Origin of the sequence: Streptomyces sp. NPDC004658 (assembly GCF_040609555.1) — a bacterium.
Classification (GTDB): Bacteria; Actinomycetota; Actinomycetes; order Streptomycetales; family Streptomycetaceae; genus Streptomyces.
This window is the reverse complement of sequence record NZ_JBEXKG010000173.1, coordinates 1-15,104: the sequence shown is the minus strand read 5'-3', so window position 1 is coordinate 15,104 and position 15,104 is coordinate 1. Positions and strand designations below refer to the sequence as shown.

The 15,104-nt window shown below is 67.9% G+C and carries 15 protein-coding genes; 8 read left to right on the top strand and 7 right to left on the bottom strand.

Going from position 1 to position 15,104, the window contains the following annotated elements:
- The first annotated feature begins 409 nt into the window (after positions 1–409).
- Positions 410–745 carry an STAS domain-containing protein gene (locus ABZV94_RS35095; RefSeq protein WP_356347836.1) on the top strand — a complete coding sequence of 112 codons (336 nt, stop codon included), beginning with the start codon at positions 410–412 and terminating at the stop codon, positions 743–745.
- Between the two features lie 50 nt (positions 746–795).
- Here the strand turns inward: ABZV94_RS35095 and ABZV94_RS35090 are convergent, their stop codons facing one another.
- Both ABZV94_RS35090 and ABZV94_RS35085 read right to left on the bottom strand, forming a co-directional pair.
- The gene (locus ABZV94_RS35090; RefSeq protein WP_356347834.1) at positions 796–1,020 is read right to left on the bottom strand and encodes a hypothetical protein; all 225 of its coding nucleotides are present in this window, start codon (positions 1,018–1,020) and stop codon (positions 796–798) included.
- An 82-nt stretch (positions 1,021–1,102) separates the two neighbouring features.
- On the bottom strand, positions 1,103–2,119 hold the full coding sequence (locus ABZV94_RS35085) for a recombinase family protein (protein ID WP_356347832.1): 1,017 nt from the start codon (positions 2,117–2,119) through the stop codon (positions 1,103–1,105).
- 464 nt (positions 2,120–2,583) lie between these two features.
- Here ABZV94_RS35085 and ABZV94_RS35080 point away from each other — a divergent pair, with 464 nt between their 5' ends.
- Both ABZV94_RS35080 and ABZV94_RS35075 read left to right on the top strand, forming a co-directional pair.
- Positions 2,584–3,993 (top strand): hypothetical protein, encoded by a 1,410-nt coding sequence (locus ABZV94_RS35080; RefSeq protein ID WP_356347830.1) that lies wholly within the window; start codon positions 2,584–2,586, stop codon positions 3,991–3,993.
- Positions 3,986–4,654, top strand: coding sequence for a DUF6461 domain-containing protein (locus ABZV94_RS35075; protein WP_356347829.1), 669 nt, complete (start codon positions 3,986–3,988; stop codon positions 4,652–4,654). The genes ABZV94_RS35080 and ABZV94_RS35075 overlap by 8 nt, the downstream gene beginning before the upstream one ends.
- Before the next feature lie 249 nt (positions 4,655–4,903).
- Here the strand turns inward: ABZV94_RS35075 and ABZV94_RS35070 are convergent, their stop codons facing one another.
- Positions 4,904–7,930 (bottom strand): Tn3 family transposase, encoded by a 3,027-nt coding sequence (locus tag ABZV94_RS35070; protein ID WP_356347827.1) that lies wholly within the window; start codon positions 7,928–7,930, stop codon positions 4,904–4,906.
- A gap of 711 nt (positions 7,931–8,641) precedes the next feature.
- Between ABZV94_RS35070 and ABZV94_RS35065 the strand changes: the two genes are divergently transcribed.
- The gene (locus tag ABZV94_RS35065) at positions 8,642–9,832 is read left to right on the top strand and encodes an ISAs1 family transposase (protein WP_356347825.1); all 1,191 of its coding nucleotides are present in this window, start codon (positions 8,642–8,644) and stop codon (positions 9,830–9,832) included.
- An 88-nt stretch (positions 9,833–9,920) separates the two neighbouring features.
- On the opposite strand, the gene ABZV94_RS35060 is transcribed toward ABZV94_RS35065, so the two are convergent.
- Positions 9,921–10,205, bottom strand: a complete 285-nt coding sequence (locus ABZV94_RS35060) for a hypothetical protein (RefSeq protein ID WP_356347823.1) — start codon at positions 10,203–10,205, stop codon at positions 9,921–9,923.
- A gap of 608 nt (positions 10,206–10,813) precedes the next feature.
- On the opposite strand from ABZV94_RS35060, the gene ABZV94_RS35055 reads away from it, so the two are divergent.
- Both ABZV94_RS35055 and ABZV94_RS35050 read left to right on the top strand, forming a co-directional pair.
- Positions 10,814–11,578, top strand: coding sequence for a hypothetical protein (locus ABZV94_RS35055; protein WP_356347821.1), 765 nt, complete (start codon positions 10,814–10,816; stop codon positions 11,576–11,578).
- A 159-nt stretch (positions 11,579–11,737) separates the two neighbouring features.
- Positions 11,738–11,887 carry a hypothetical protein gene (locus ABZV94_RS35050; protein WP_356347819.1) on the top strand — a complete coding sequence of 50 codons (150 nt, stop codon included), beginning with the start codon at positions 11,738–11,740 and terminating at the stop codon, positions 11,885–11,887.
- Between the two features lie 107 nt (positions 11,888–11,994).
- On the opposite strand, the gene ABZV94_RS35045 is transcribed toward ABZV94_RS35050, so the two are convergent.
- Complete coding sequence (locus tag ABZV94_RS35045; protein ID WP_356347817.1) at positions 11,995–12,465, bottom strand: hypothetical protein; 471 nt, start codon at positions 12,463–12,465, stop codon at positions 11,995–11,997.
- 532 nt (positions 12,466–12,997) lie between these two features.
- Here ABZV94_RS35045 and ABZV94_RS35040 point away from each other — a divergent pair.
- Together ABZV94_RS35040 and ABZV94_RS35035 are read left to right on the top strand one after the other, a co-directional pair.
- Complete coding sequence (locus tag ABZV94_RS35040; RefSeq protein WP_356347815.1) at positions 12,998–13,132, top strand: hypothetical protein; 135 nt, start codon at positions 12,998–13,000, stop codon at positions 13,130–13,132.
- Between the two features lie 313 nt (positions 13,133–13,445).
- A complete protein-coding gene (locus tag ABZV94_RS35035; protein ID WP_356347813.1) occupies positions 13,446–13,679 on the top strand; it encodes a hypothetical protein in 234 nt (77 codons plus the stop codon).
- Positions 13,680–13,734: 55 nt separating this feature from the next.
- Here the strand turns inward: ABZV94_RS35035 and ABZV94_RS35030 are convergent, their stop codons facing one another.
- Both ABZV94_RS35030 and ABZV94_RS35025 read right to left on the bottom strand, forming a co-directional pair.
- Entirely contained in the window at positions 13,735–14,169 is a 435-nt protein-coding gene (locus ABZV94_RS35030; RefSeq protein WP_356347811.1) for a hypothetical protein, read from the bottom strand.
- 588 nt (positions 14,170–14,757) lie between these two features.
- Positions 14,758–14,940, bottom strand: coding sequence for a helix-turn-helix domain-containing protein (locus ABZV94_RS35025; RefSeq protein ID WP_356347809.1), 183 nt, complete (start codon positions 14,938–14,940; stop codon positions 14,758–14,760).
- Positions 14,941–15,104: the final 164 nt, after the last annotated feature.

Genomic DNA, 15,104 nt, shown 5'->3' with positions numbered 1-15,104 from the left:
GCGGAACAACTCCCACAACTCATCCGGCACCAACCGCTCGGCAAGACTCGTCATGCTCAACACAACGAGCCAAACCGCCAAAGGAAACGACGTCTTAGTGTCAAGTTGTTAGACACCCCGGGGTGTGTGGCAGGCGAGTTTCATGGATGGGCGTCCGGAGATCGATTCGCTGGTGGCTGAGGTGGAGCGGTTCTGCCGCGGCCTTGGGCGGTTGGCGCCCGAGGCCAGACTGAGGCTGGCGGCCCGGCTGCGGGACGAACTGGGACGGGTCACGGAGAACGCGGTCGATGCGTCGATGGCGGCCGCGGCCCCAGCGGGGCTGGGGGCTGCGGAGAATCGGCCGGCTGGTGGGGCTGTCCCATGAGACGGTGCGCTCGCGTATCGGCCGCTCGGCGGGGAGAGAGCGGGCGTGAACGGCTTCGAACGGTTCCGGTCGGCCATCACCGACGAGAGCGACACGATCAGGGTGGCGGCCTTCGGCGAACTGGACCTCGGTTCCGTCGAGGATCTTCAAAAGATCCTCGGCCGTTGTCTGCAGGTGCCGGGAGTGCGGCGTGTGATGGTGGACATGTCCCAGGTCACCTTCTGCGACTGCTCCGGGCTGAGGACGCTGATGGAGGCGCGGGAGACGGCCCTGCGACGACGGATCTCCTTTGAGCTGACCGACGTGAAAGCATCGATCGTGATGCGCCTGCTCCCTATCACCGGGACGGACGCGTTGTTCGGACTGAACCCGTCAGCGTGAAGGCCCTGTTCTCGTATAGCTACGGCGAACGGACATGTAGCGTTGAGTGACTACGCGGGGCTGCGGTCGCGCTGCTGAAGGGCGGCGAAGTCGGCGTGTGCCGTCTCGACTGCCTCTGGGTACGCCTGGGTCTTCTCGTGTTCGGCGAGCGCCCGGTAGATGCTGGCGACGGACGGGTTCTGTCCCTTGCGCTTGCCGGTGGGGATGATCAGGGCGGGCTGGATCTGCTCGACGGACTCGCCGAGCGCCTTGCGCCGCAGCACGGTGTGCAGCATGTCGTCGGTGATGACCGGGGGCCGGCCGCCGTACTTACCCGGGTCTGAGTAGTTGCGGTACAGGATGTAGCGCTGAGATTGATCATGGCCCTGGGCTGGTGTTCTCGGCGGTGTTGATGCTCTCCGTCATCTGGCCCGGAATGCTCCCGGCCCTCTGGAGGGCAGCGAAGTCGGCGTGCGCCTGATCGACGGCCCCCGGATACGCCTGCCGCTTCTCGCGCTCGGCGAGCGCCCGGTAGATGCTCGACAGGCTCGGGTTCTGCCCCTTGCGCTTGCCGTTGGGGATGATCAGGTCGGGCTGGATCTGCTCGACCGTCTCGCCGTTCGCCCGGCGGCGCAGGACGGTGTAGAGCATGTCGTCGGTGATGACGGTCGGCCGGCCGCCGTGCTTGCCCTTGCGGGCCGCGGCGTCGAGTCCTTCGAGCGTGGACTCGCGGATGTTCTCCCGCTCGGTCTCCGCCATCGCGGCGAAGAACGCGAACAGCAGCCGGCCGTGCCCGGTGGGGTCGTAGATCCCGGCCAGGGGCCCGGCGAGCATCTCAAGGACTAGGCCGTGGGCGGCGAGGTGGTCGGCGAGCGCGGTCAGCTCGGCGGCGTCCCGCCCGAGCCTCTTCATCTCGTACACCGTGAAGATCACCCGGCAGTGCGGGGCGTGCGCCTTGATCTCCCGGGCGGCGGCGAGGGCGGCCTCGAACTTGGGGCGGACCCGCACCCGGGTGCTGATCTTCTCGGCGAAGATCTTGTCCCGGGGGATGTTCTTCGCGGCGAGCGCGTCCAGCTGGCTGTCGAGTTCCTGCCCGAGGGTCGAGCAGCGGGCGTAGCCGAGGCGGATGTCCGTGCTCGGGGTGTCCGGGTCGAGGGGCGCGGGCGCGGGGGTGCCGGGCCGCCACGGCTGCCCGGGGCCGCGGTCGGCCGGGGTGGGGACGCGCAGGAGCTTGGCCAGCCGGGGCACCTTGGTGAAGCGGCCGGTGTGGTAGGTGCCGGCGACCGCTCCGGAACGCGAGCGGCAGGGTGAGCCTGGCTGTGCGTGACAGCGCGGGCAGGGGTGGCGCTCGACGTCGTCCGCGTCGCTCGCCTGTGCGGTTTGAGGTTCCGTCATGACCCTGGATGGTGTCACAAACCATTCCCAGAACATGCCTTGCTCTGCTTTTGGGTGAGAACGAGTTCTGACAGTTAATCCGGCTTCCCGGAAGCTCCCAGCGAGTGCTGTTGATCTTGCTCCGAGAAAGGATCGTTTGTGAGAGTCATGACCATAGCTGAACTCCGATGGCTCGGGATGGGAGACGGCCAGGTTCAGCTACGGAAGCCGCAACGAACCCAGGGGCTCCTCCCTGGTCCGGTCGCGTCAACGCACCGGTTCTTCGGCGTTCCTGAAGAGAGCCTGTTGCGAACACGTGGCGCCCGTTGCCCGTGAACAACATTCGGTGAACGGACGATCGCTGGGTGATATCGAGCCAATGAGTCTGCTGTGCCTAGTGGCTTGGTCGGGACCGAACATACGATCATGCCGCTTCCCGGGAAGTTGAAGGCGACACACATCGAGCCTCCCATGAAGGGATCTTCATGCAGGTCCGCAAAAGACGCACGCTCGCAGCCCTTATATCCTTCGCGGCTGCAGCCACCATAGCTCTCACCAGCGCGCCTGGAGCTCAGGCTGGTACCCCGGTTCCCGCCCACGGCAAGCTGATCGGCTCGTTCACCCCGCAGGACCGCGCCGCTCACCCGGCCCCGCATCTGGCCAGCCCCATGAAATCCTCGACGGAGCGCTGTACACAGCTGCCCGCAGGTTCAGCCGCGCGGAAAGCCGGAGCCACCACCGCGTGTATCCAGGTGACCGGCCTGTCCGGCAGCAGCAACGCGGTGGACAGCAGTCGTCTGGACACTGCCCAGGCGGATGCGGCGACGTGCAGCGTCACGGCGGGCTCCTACTACTATCACCGCCACGACTACTGCCTCAACAACGGCGAAGTCACCTACACCGAATACAACGAGGAGAACCCCGGGGAGATCCTCGGCACCGGTGTCCTGACGGTCAGCAGCAATGCCACCCTGTCGGCATCGAGCGGTCAGTGGCAGGAGTCGGAGACGGTCACCCTCGCCGAGGCCACGGGCCTGGTCGAGGAGCTCAGTGTGGGATTCACGGCCAGCTGTGATGCCAGTTGCACCGCCACCGTGCCCAACGCCTGGGCCGGTAGTCGGCTTCTCACGGTGGGCCAATCGGCCTCCGGCAGCGTCACCTTCCTGGCGACGCCAGGGGCGGGCCTGGTCAGCAACATCACCCCCAGTTACGACCTGAACGTGACACAGCCCGGGGCCGTCCCGATCATCGAGGACGCCACCTGGAGCAACCCCCGCCAGGTCCGCTGTGACACCACCTTCGCCAACAACACCAGTACCGGCTGCGTCATCCCCAGCATCCGCGCTCAGCTCATCCTGCCGTTGTCCACGTACGGCGCGGCGGCAGCCACGTACGGCTGGGCTGAGAACAACCTGATCGACCACTGGGGAGCGGACGACAACCCCCTTCAACGGCTCGCCGACACGAGTGCACAGACGGCGAACCGCACGAACACGTGCGGGGCAGGGGCCTCAAGGCCGTTTGTGACGCTTCCGGCCACCGTCCCCGACGACTCCTGCGACGAATACCCCTTCGCCGGGTCATACCAGGGAGGCACGAACGGCGGGCTGTGCGCGGACATCGTTCCCCTGCTTGAGAACGGCGTCTGGAACTTCTACCAGGATCCCAACGCTCCTGCGGTCACCCTCAACGAGCCGTGCGTCCGCGGCCACGTTCCATCGACTCAGAACTCAGCGGCCGGCGGCAAGCTGGGCAGTAACAACCAGACCGAGCGTGTCCTCGATCTCGAGAAGTTCGATGTCGTAATCACAGCCTGGTCCCTCCAACGGCTGTCCCCGGGGGAAAACCCGGGGACAGCCGCGTCCCCACAGAACTACAGGAGCACGGATGACTAAGTCCTCCCCGAGCTGGGACTGGATGCTGCATGGCCGCTACGAGGGCTTCTGCCTCACCTTCACCCACGGCATGACCCCCGCGGCAGTTCTCCAACGCTACGGAGCCGACCCCTCCGGAGTCCGCAGCATCGCATTCCCCCAGGTTTACGAGATCCTCCAGCCGGGCCCGGACACCTCCGTCCTCAGAGTCGGAATCTTCCAAGAATGGACCTTCTGTTTCGAGACTCTCGGCATTCAGGGCATCATGCCCGCAGTCCTCGCGGCGCTCTCTCAGGGCACGCAGACGGTCGCCGTCAACCTGGGAGCCAACGCACTGCACATCCTGGAGCACTGGGCGGACGGACAGCCACGCGAGCGCTTCGAACCAGGACAGGCATCCTCCCTGCAAGCTGCCGATGCCCACCCATTCTGGGAAGCGGCCGTACGCCACCAGGACGACCACCAGGGCCTACCGGCCGTCCTCGGTGCTCTTGAAGCCGTCGGTGACCGCATCGGCGGACACCTCACCGCCGACCTCCTCGAAGGCCCGCTGCTCAGCACCGTCCTGCCGTGGGCCCTTCCCCCACTACCCTCACCCGCGGCGTCCCTTCCCTTCGTCCATGCGACGGAGACGAGGCCCCTTGGTCCGCGCATTGGCAGCTTCCGCCCACCGGCGCGGTAAAGCCGCTCCGCAGCAACGGACCGTCTGGTCCCCCGTCGGTAGCGCTTCGCTTCGAACGATAGAAGCCGCACCGCCAGGAACTGCCCTGCGCCAGCACACGCCGCCGGCGCGATGCCATGGAACCATCACGGAAACAAGCGCCACGATCCCTTCCCGCAGCCACGTCGCAGTGAGGCACCCCAGGTTGCTTCAAGCGTGCGGGGCAACGTCGTCTTCGCCTGGGCTCCGGCCAGGCCCGGAGCCCAGGCGTCACGCCAGAGCTGCGGCTGCCTCCCCCTGCGGGGTGCGCGGGCCGGGCACCGTCGCCCGGGTGAACAGGTGCAGATCGAGGCGGCTGTTCATGTCCAGCTCGAACCGGCCGTAGGGGTTGACGTGGGTCCAGAACAGCGGGGATAGCGCCCGGCGGTCCGCGTCGGTGAGCTTGTCCGCCCACTTCCGATCGGCCAGAACCTCCTGCATCAGCAGCGTGTTGACGTGCACCAACGCGGATTGGAGCAGGTGCAGTGCGAGCATGCTGACCTCCTGGGACTCCTTGTCCGCACCGGCCAGATCGCCGTCCTTGCCGTAGAAGAGGTCCTTGTTCGCGCTGTTCCAGTTCTCCACCACCTGCAACCCCTCGTGGATCTCCTGGCGCATCTCGACGTCGGCGAGGTAGTCGCAGACGAACGAGGTCCGCACCGCCCGGCCCAGTTCCTCGATCGCCCGGTACGTCGGGTGCTTCGGCCCGCCCCGGGTGAAGCGCCGCAGGACCTGCTCGGCCTCGGCGGTACCCAGCCGCAGGGCGGTGGTGTACTTCACGATCTGGTCGTACTGCTGGGCGATCAGGTCCCAGTCGATCGTCTTGGTGGAGAGCACCGGGCCCAGGTTCGGCCAGTTCTCGTCCTCCCCGGCCGCCGGCCGGTACAGCTTCGCCGAGCCGATGTTCTTCAGCCGGGGCATCAGCTTGAAGTCGAGCATGTGCGCGAAGGCGAACCCGACGATGGAGGCGCCGTGGGTGTCGGTGTACTGCCGGTCCAATTCCATGTCGGTGCAGTGCCGCAGCACGCCCTCGATCATCGAGGCGACCTCGGAGGCCGAACAGCTCTTGAGCTGGCTGTAGATGCAGACGGATTTCCGTTCGACGTGCCAGTAGATCATCACGCCGGGGCCCCGGTAGCGCTGGTGCCACTCGGTCATCAAGTTGGAGGACCAGGCGCCGAACTTGCGGCTGTCGGAGGCGCACGCGGTGCCGGTTCCCCACCACATCTCGTCCCGGACGGCGAAGGTGGCGTTCACCAGCTTCCGCAAGGCCGCGCGCATGTTGGCGCGGTTGACGAACAAGTGCCGCACCCGCCGCAGGGTGGCCTCGCTCTCGCCGTGCTTGCCGGTCACCGCGACCCGCTTGATCCCCATGTTCGTGCCCAGCCCGAACAGGACCAGCAGCAGCCGGCGCCGCAGCACATCCTTCGACAGGATCTCCCTGGTGGCCACCGAAGTGAACTCGGCGATGAAGTTCGTGTCGAACTCGGCGTACTTCAGGATGTCCAGCAGGTCGATGGTGCCCCAGCGGCGTTCAATCTCACCCTTGACCGCCACCAGGCTCTCGGGCTCCTCCTGCTTGCCGCGTGGGGAGACCCTGATCCACGGCTCGCCGTGCTTCTTGACGATCGCCACCCCGCCCGTCGTGCCCTCCTCCAGCGCCTGCTCGAAGCGGTCCAGCGAAGCACGGAGCTTGTCTTGCAGGGCGGTGATGAACTCTCCGGCGTCCTGCGGCTGACCCAGCGCGGCGTAGTGCACGTCCCGGTTGTCCTCGAAGTCCGACGGCAGGTCGTCCTCCGGGTTACGCCACCGATTCGCCCCCACCACCCAGATCTCCCGGCGCCGCACCGCGTCTCGCAGCGCCACCAGCACGCACAGTTCGTACGGGATGCGCTCGACACGGCCCTTGTCGTCCACCACCGCCGCCCGCCACTGCTCAGTCACCACCCCCGCCAGCGGCACACTCTCCGCCGCATCGAAGAACGCGCCCTCCTTCAGCGGCTGGTCCAAGTAGCGCTGGAGCAGGTCGATCGCGTCCATCACTGGCCGGTAGGCGGTGTTGTTGCACTTCAGCTCCAGTGCGCCCAGCAGCGGCGAGAGCATCCGGCGCCAGTGCGCCGAGTACGACGACCGCAGCACTGTGCGGACCCGGGCCTTGTAGCGGGCCTCGTTCGCCGCGGCCTCCGCCGCCAGGGCCTTCAGCGTCTTCTCCCCGCCGACCACCGGGTAGATCACCCGCCGTACCGTGCCGGACGGCTCCGACAGCGCCGCCTCCGCGACCCGCAACAGCATGCCCTCCTTGCCCCGGACCTTCTTCAGCTCGGCGTTCAGCTCCTTGTCGACCTTCCGCTCTGCACGGGTGTTGATCTTCAGCACGAGCTGGATGAACAGGTCCACCAGCGAGTCGGTGATCTCCGTCTGCCGCACATGGCACAGCGCGGCGAGCAGCGTCAGCCGCCGCGGAGGCTTCATCCGCTCCAGGTTCGCCGGGTACTCCTTCGACGCCCGCGCCCGCCACGCGTCCACCAACTTCTCCGACACGTCCGCGAACAAGTCCGCGGGCAGCTCCAGCCGCCGCACCCGCTCCAGCTTGTTCACCTCCGCCAGCAGGCTCTCCAGGCCCGGCGCCCCCGGGTCGGCCTTCAATTCGGCGAAGTGCGACCGCCCGCCGCCCGCCACCGAGCCCTCGCCCGTCTCGTCTTGGCTGCCAGCGACCAGGTCCTCCAGGCGCGAGCGCGTCGCGTGCGAGATCCGCTCCACCCTGCTGCGGCAGAACTGGGCCTCGAAGTCCTTGACCGCCTTGCCCACCAGCCGCCCGACCTGTCCCGGGGCCGGCGGCTCGATGTGGTCATTGCGGCACCGGGCCACCACCGCCGCCGCTAGCCGATCCCGCGACAGCTCCACCGGGCACAGCTCAGCGGCCAGCCACTCAGCCAGCCGCTCCTGGTCCTCTTCGGTGTTCGCCCGGAACCCGTACGCCGCCCGGATCTCTCCCCGGTGACGCTGAACCGCCTTGCCCTGCCAGTCGTAGGCGGCCCACGCCTCCGCTGGCACCTTCACCTGCTGAGCCACGTACTCCACCGCGGCGGCTGGCATCTCCTTGACCGTCTCGGGAAACCGAGCCTCCACCTCAAAGAACTTCAACAGCATCGCGAAACCCAGCCGGTTCGCCCCCGACTTGTTCCGCAACCGCTTCATGTCGTCTTCGAGCAGCGTCCAGACCTCGATCAGGTCCTCCGGCTCCCAGTCCTGCCGCACCCGTACTCCCTCGCCAACCAGTTGGATCACCACAGCGTGGCGACCGAGCACCAGTCAGAACGTCAGAAGATCAGGACCGTTGCCAGATGGTTACGGAGCGCTACATGTCCGTTCGCCGTAGCTATACGAGAACAGGGCCGTGAAGGGATGCGTGAGCATGCTGGGTTGACGGGCCCGTGACCGCTGCGGTTCCTGCACGTTGGGTGAGGTGACACGCGTGCACCGGAGTGTTGTGCGGTCCCAGTTCTCGCCGGCGTGGGGTTGGGAACCGCTGGCTTTGGTGACCGCCCTGTCATGGCAGGTGGCCCCTGGTCTTCCCCTCGAAGACCAGGGGCTATCGACTTTCCTCGGTGGTACCGGCCGGTGGAGCCGTCGCCGCGGTGCGGCAATGTGGCCCATTCGAAGGGTGGCGCGCGACCGGACGAAGTACATCGGCAACGGCCGGCCTGGTAGCTCCACGCGCCGCCGGAGGTACGGGGCCGGACCGGCGGAGCCCGACCCCGTACCGCGCAGCCTAGCTGGCCCAAGCCAGCGCCCTAGCAGGCTCTCTAGCAAGCGCGCTAGGCAGCTAGCTAGCGCGCCAGGGCTTCGGCGTAGTCGCGTGATGCCCGGTTCATGATGATCTGCCAGTTCGGCAGTGCCCCGGAACGCGACAGGCACGGCTTCCAAGATCATGGAGTTCTCGACGCCCCGTGATCCGAGTGGAAGACCGTGCCTGCCGACGCATCATCGCCGATCCCGCCTGCCCTTGACCAGCTCCGCGAGCATCCCGGGGTCGTATCCGCCGAGGTCCCGCGCCTGCTGGAGCGGCTGGCCGAGGTGCCCGACCCACGAGACCCACGCGGCGTACGGCACGCTCTGGTTGCCGTGCTCGCGCTGACCGCGTGCGCGGTTCTGGCGGGGGCGACCTCTGTGCTGGCAGTCAGCGAGTGGATCGCCGACGCCCCGCCGCACATCCTTCAACGCCTCGGCATACGCCTCGACCCACTGTTCCCGAAGCGGTTCCTGCCTGCAGAAACGACGGTCCGGCGGCTGCTGGCCCGCATCGACGGCGACGCACTGGACCGGGCCGTCGGGAGCTGGCTCGCGGACTGTCGGCCGAAGAGGGCCGAGGCCGCCGGGCTGCGGGGCCTGGCCGTGGACGGCAAGAGCCTGCGAGGTGCGGCCAAGGCGAAAGGCCGGAAGATCCATCTGCTCGCCGCGCTGGAACACACCAGAGGCCTGGTCCTGGCCCAGCTGGACGTCGGCGAGAAGACGAACGAGATCACGTGCTTCCAGCCACTGCTGGACACCGTCGCTGACCTGGCAGGAACCGTCGTCACCAGCGACGCGATGCACACCCAGCGCGAGCACGCCGACTACCTCCTCGGCCGGGGCGCCCACTACATCGTGATCGTCAAGGGCAACCAGAAGAAGCTCCGCCGACAGCTCAAGTCCCTTCCTTGGAAAGACATCCCGCTTCAGGGCCGCACCAAGGGTGTCGGCCACGGCCGCTCGGAGATCCGCCGGATCAAGGCCGCCACCGTGAACAGCCTCCTCTTCCCCAGGACCCGCCAGGCCGTCCAGATCAAGCGCCGCCGCACCGACCGCAAGTCCGGCAAGACCACCGTCAAGACGGTCTACGCTGTCACCAGCCTGACCGCCGAGCAGGCCACCCCGTCCCAGCTCGCCCGACTCGTCCGCGACCACTGGAAGATCGAGGCCCTGCACCACGTCCGCGACACCACCTTCGCCGAGGACGCCTCCCAGTTGCGGACCGGCAACGCACCCCGCGCAATGGCCACCTGGCGCAACCTCGCCATCGGAGCCCTCCGCACAGCCGGAGTGAAGAACATCGCGGCCGGCCTCCGCCGCAACGCCCGCGACCCTCACCGACCCCTCACACTCCTCGGCCTCGGATGATCACGAACCGAACGTCATGCAACTACACCGAAGCTCTGGGAGTTACGTAACCACGGAACGGCATCCCACCGGGACTCTGCCCACCGGCCTACTCTCCCGGCGGAACTCGAACGAAGCCATCGGCCCAATGGTCCTCATCGAGCTCGTAGGCGTCGAAGTGGAAGCACTCCGGTTCATCACGGAAGCCTGGTAGCAGTCGAGCCTGACGCATACGCTCTTCAACCCGTTCGAGGGTTGAGTAGATGCCGAGCAGCTTTACGTCGTCGCCGTCCGCCTCGTCGCAGAACACGCCGCTCTCATCGACGTGCACTGTCGAGCCGTCGTCGCCGGCTTCGTTCTGGTGGCCGACATGCCACAGCGGATACACGATCACGGACGCGAAGCTATCAGCACACGAGTTCGTGGGGCCTGCGACGCTCGGCGCCCCTCACCTCCTGGGACCTCACGAACACAAACCGGGCATCACGCGACTTCACCGAGGCCCTGGCTAGCGCGCTCGCGTGCGACGAGCGCGGCATGCTCGGCGGGAAACGCCGCCCTGAGAGTGAGGCTTGAGGCTATTCACATTGAATCCGACCGGGCCGGAGGGGGTAGTCAGGTTGTCCGCGAGAGATTGAGGAGTCATGGAAAGACACTCAACGTGCCCCGAAGCATTTCCCTTACAAAGGCAAGCGGGCGCAGTGCATCGCGGAAATCCCCGCCCTCCGTTTGATCGCAGTTGAGCGCCTCGCTTCATCTGATCATGAAGAACGGCAGGGATTTTCGCGGTGGGCGGATAAAACGGCTGCGCCGGTAACGGCGCCCGGCAGCATATAGTGTTGACGCCCTTTCGAGGCAGCAGCACCGTAAGACGAAAAGGGCCGACGCCCTCAGTCCGCACTAGGTGCGGGTGGCACGGGCGCCGGCCGGCCGGAAAACCTCCCCAGGGAGGCATCCGGGAGCAGTGTATCGGGGGCTGGGCCGTCCCCGGGGAGAGGACTCGTGGTGATCCGTGCGGGCCGCAGTGTGTACACCCTGGCTGATCTGGCGGCGTTGGAGGGCCGGGCGCTGGGGACGTACCGCAACCGCCGGATGCACCGGCGTGCGGGGCATCCGGCACCGGTCAGCTCGGCGGCGGCACGGGTGCTGCTGTACGACGTGGAGCAGGTGGACGCGTGGCGTGCCGGCCTGCCGGTGCCGCCGCTGCCCATCGAGGATGCCCCCGGTGATCTCCTGGACACGCCCGAGGCGGCGGCGCTGGCGGGGGTGACGGCCAGGTCGTGGGAGACCTACCGGCGTGATCCGGCGCTGGCCGCGCACGTGGTCCAGGTGCGCGGGCAGCAGCTGGCGGGTGAGGCGGCCGGGGTGGAGCACTGGCCGCGCGCCGTGGTGGTGGCGTGGCTGGAGGACAGGCCGGGACGGGGCCAGGGCGGGGGTCGTCCGCCCGGCGCCCGCGACGGGCTGCCCCGTCAGGAGATCGTGCCGCGCACCGCCGCTCTGCTCGCCGCTGAGCCGGCTGTCACGGCCGCGGAGGTGAGCCGGCGCCTCGGCGTGCACCCGGACAGCGCGCACCGGGCGCTGAGGGAGCTGCGGGTGGCGGCGGTGGCGGCGCTGCTGGAGCAGGAGCCGGCCGCGAGCGCTCAGGACGTTGCCGCGCGGCTGGGGTACCCGCTCCGCACGGCGCGCACCGCCCTCACGGTCGCGCGCGCCACAGCCCGTGACCACGCGCCAGACGCCCCGGACAGCGGGGGGCTGACCCTCTTCTGACTCCGGCTTCGCGGAGGCCCCGGCAGCGCCGCTTGAACGCATCCCGCTGTGGATACCCCGGCGACAACACAGCTCGGGACGAAATGCGCATTACGCCATTCGGGCGCATCCTGAAGGCGGCCCAACCAGGTGCCACAGACCGACCCTGCGGGAGGTGCTGTGATCCTGTTTGCCCTGCTCGTGCCAGTCCTGATGATGGCATTCCTCTTCATTACGACGGCGCTCGAAGAATTCCTGTTCCCCCACGACACAGCGGAAGACAGCCTCGATGGCGAGGCCCACGGCGCTTCAGGCCCACGCCGTGCCTGAACCCCGACCCGGACCCCTGTTGAAACCTGTACATCGGGTCGTCGCTCCTCAGCACGGATGCCCTGCGCCGCCTTACGAGGCGCAGGGCATCCGTGCAGCGGCAGGGATCAGCCGATGTGGTAGATGGTGACGGTCACCTCTCCGTCCTCACCGGGGATGGTGTAGACGCCGGGGCCGTGGAAGGGTTCGCAGCCGTTGGCGAGGACGTCGTCGGCGTTGATGCCGGTGTCGTCCTCACCCACGAAGGCGCACACCTCGCTGATGAAGTGGTCGGCGTAGCGGTGGGTGACTCCGGCCTCCGGGTAGCGCGGCAGGGTGGGGGTGTTGATGTCCAGGTCCGGGTGCTCCCACAGGGCGGTCTGCCGCAGGCCGTCCTGGACAAAGACCCGGCCGTAGGGCTCGGGGAGGTCGTTGTCGTCGTTCTCCTGGGGGTTGGAGAACTCGATCGAGTAGGTGATCAGCCCGCCCGGGTACGGTGCCTGAGCGGCGGGCTGAGCCTGAGCCGAGCCGGCCATGCCCGCCAGCACGAAGGCCGCCGATGCCGCAACGGCCAGTCGGCGAACTAACGTTGAGCGCATACCTTCCTCCTTCACTCCGCGTAGTCGTGCGGATACGTTGAGGAATTTAGCGGTGCCTCAGACGGCCCGGCGAGCATCCAGGGGGTAAACCGCTCTGGGGGGTGGCACCGATGCTCCCCCGCGCTCAAGTGCGCGGGTGGCCAACCCCGAGGCGATGAGGCAAGAGCCAGCAACTGAGCGCCAGCGTACGGGAGTCGTACCAGACCAGTTCTGCTCCCGCTCCGCGAAGCCCTACAGCGCGCCGCTGGAGGGCCCCGGCGTCCCTCGGGTGCGCTCGGGACCGGGCGGGGCGCAGCAGGCGCGACAGGGCGCAGGGACAGCCCTTTTCCAGGGGTGGGGGCGGACCCCTTGCGCGCCGGCTGCCCCGGCGCGCCAGGGGTCCGGCCGTGCGCTCCGCGCCCAGACCGCGCTCCGCGACCGCGCCCCCTTGCCGACCCCGCTACGCGGCGCCGGGTCGGCACCCGGCCCCGCGCCCCGCCCCCACCCCGGGCAGACCGCCCCGCTCGGCGGGGTACCGCACCCGGCTTCCGGGGTGAAAAAGCCCGACCTGGACGAGCTGCGCGCCCGGGGTGTGCTCGGCGCCCACTCGGCGACGACGCCGACACCGCGGCGCACGCTCGGCGCCGGCGGCCGCGCCGACGAGAAACCGACCGAGCCCACCACCTGACGCGCCCTCACCGGAAGCCCGCAGGCGCCCGATAGGGTCGGTTCGGCGTCACAGTTATGCCGATAGCCGTGACGCTGAGGGGGTACGCCACGGCCGCTGGGTTTCGTGCCGCGGTATGGCACCCTTGAAGCAGCTCTCGACCGGGACCGCCCGGCTGGTGGCTCACGACCGCCGGAGAGTACGCAGCGACGGACCCCTCCGCCCAAGACTGCTCCGTCGGAGGGTGAACCGGCTGACGATCCAAGATCGTCGGACCGGGCGCTGTCTGCTGCGGTAAGCCGCCCCGTCAGTGCGGAGATTGCTCTGGCACTTGATGGGGGTCACCGTGACGGCGCTGCTGCCGTTCCTCGCCCGCGTTCCACTGCTCGCGTGGGCCCTGCTCGCGGTCGTACTGCTCTACCTGTTGCTGATTGTCGTGCTGGCGCTCACCGCGGTGTACGCGAAGAAGCCGGCCCGGCGGCGGGCGGCGGCCGACATGGTTCGGACTCTGTGGTTCGCCGGCAGCCGGAACGACGACCAGCCCCCAGCCTCCGAATCCCGGACGTGACATACACGCGACCGAAGCCGGACACCTGGTCCGGCTTCAGCTGCCTGGGCAAGCCTCAGAACGGCGGTTCATCGGGGTAAGAGGCTCGGCCTCCCCAGCCGGACAGCGGGGCGGGCGAAGGGGGTGGAGCGTCCAGTGCCTCGTTCCACAGGTTCCGCAGGGCCTGCCGATGCGTGGTCGGGTCGTCAGTGAAACCGCCCGACCAGCGCTGCATGTCTGGGTCGATGCTGGCTCGCTCGCACAGCACCGTGAGAACTGCATCGACTACGGCCCAGCTCAGCGGGACAGTCATACCCCGCAGCATCTTGCGGATGGTCTCCCGGCTGGCCGTGAAGGCGTCGAACTCCGAGTTCTCGGCGATGTCGTCGGCGATGGCCCGCAGCGTGGGACGTCCGGCATCCCGGTAATACGAGAACAGCGCCTCAACAAATTGGCGTCGCGGCCCGTCCGGCAGCTCCGCCTCGGTCGGCATGCGCAAGACCTGTGCCATCGAACCCCTCCCCTGGCCTCCGACCAGGTAAGTCTACCGATGACAACCGATGGCACGCTAAAACCTCACAATGACCAGCCTTGGCAACCAAAGAACCCCCGCTGACCAGCGCAAACCCGAGTGACCAAGTGGTGGGAACAGTCCTTCAGACTGGATGTGAGAGCGCCGAACTCGCCCAGAACTTGCGGAGTTCGGCTGCGGCCGTCGTCGCCCCAAAAAGGGCGACGGCCCCCTGTTGCCTCAGGGAGCCGCCTCGTGAAGCGAACCGACAGCTCCACACCAGGAGGAACCATCAGCACTAAATCAGAGCCTACGGGCCCGCAGAAGGAACCGGCACACCGGCCTCGCTGGATCTTCTGGAAGGGCAGGGGTCGCAACCCCGACCTTTGCAAGCGCCGACGCGCCAATACCCTGCAGTCTCTTGTGCGCACTGCCGTTTACGGCCTAGTTCGCGGAATGACCACGGCTGCGGGTGGCGCGGTCGTCACCGGCACACTCTGGTGGATCCGCCACCAGTGATCAGCGGCGTCCTGCCCGCGGGCAGGACGCCGCAGTCGTTTCAGAACGCAAGCCGAACGCATGACAGGATCAGTGCGACGCGGGTAGGCCCGCACGAGCATGCGGTACCAAGGAGTCCCGGCCAGCGACCAACTCCGGTACGTACTTATACCGCGTCGTACGGGAGACACCGAGCAGTTTCGCGATCGAGGTGATCGTGTTCTCCGGCTGCGCGAGCAGCGCGCGAGCGTGCCGGATCTGCTCCTCGTTCATCGCCGGCGGCCGCCCGATACGTTCGCCGCGGGCGCGCGCGGCCCTGCCAGGCCCTCGTGGGTGTGCGAATGTGCGAAAGGCATTGGGTTCGTCGGGTGGGTGGAGGGGGGAACGGTGCGGTGAGCTGGTGTTTTCGGGGTTCGCTCGGTCGGTGGGTTTGACCG

Excerpts from the sequence above, each read along its gene's own strand:
- ABZV94_RS35035 (WP_356347813.1), top strand. The coding sequence starts at position 13,446 with ATGGGGGTCACCGTGACGGCGCTGCTGCCGTTCCTCGCCCGCGTTCCA.
- ABZV94_RS35030 (WP_356347811.1), bottom strand. The coding sequence starts at position 14,169 with ATGGCACAGGTCTTGCGCATGCCGACCGAGGCGGAGCTGCCGGACGGG.
- ABZV94_RS35090 (WP_356347834.1), bottom strand. The coding sequence starts at position 1,020 with ATGCTGCACACCGTGCTGCGGCGCAAGGCGCTCGGCGAGTCCGTCGAG.
- ABZV94_RS35025 (WP_356347809.1), bottom strand. The coding sequence starts at position 14,940 with ATGAACGAGGAGCAGATCCGGCACGCTCGCGCGCTGCTCGCGCAGCCG.
- ABZV94_RS35080 (WP_356347830.1), top strand. The coding sequence starts at position 2,584 with ATGCAGGTCCGCAAAAGACGCACGCTCGCAGCCCTTATATCCTTCGCG.
- ABZV94_RS35085 (WP_356347832.1), bottom strand. The coding sequence starts at position 2,119 with ATGACGGAACCTCAAACCGCACAGGCGAGCGACGCGGACGACGTCGAG.
- ABZV94_RS35045 (WP_356347817.1), bottom strand. The coding sequence starts at position 12,465 with ATGCGCTCAACGTTAGTTCGCCGACTGGCCGTTGCGGCATCGGCGGCC.
- ABZV94_RS35075 (WP_356347829.1), top strand. The coding sequence starts at position 3,986 with ATGACTAAGTCCTCCCCGAGCTGGGACTGGATGCTGCATGGCCGCTAC.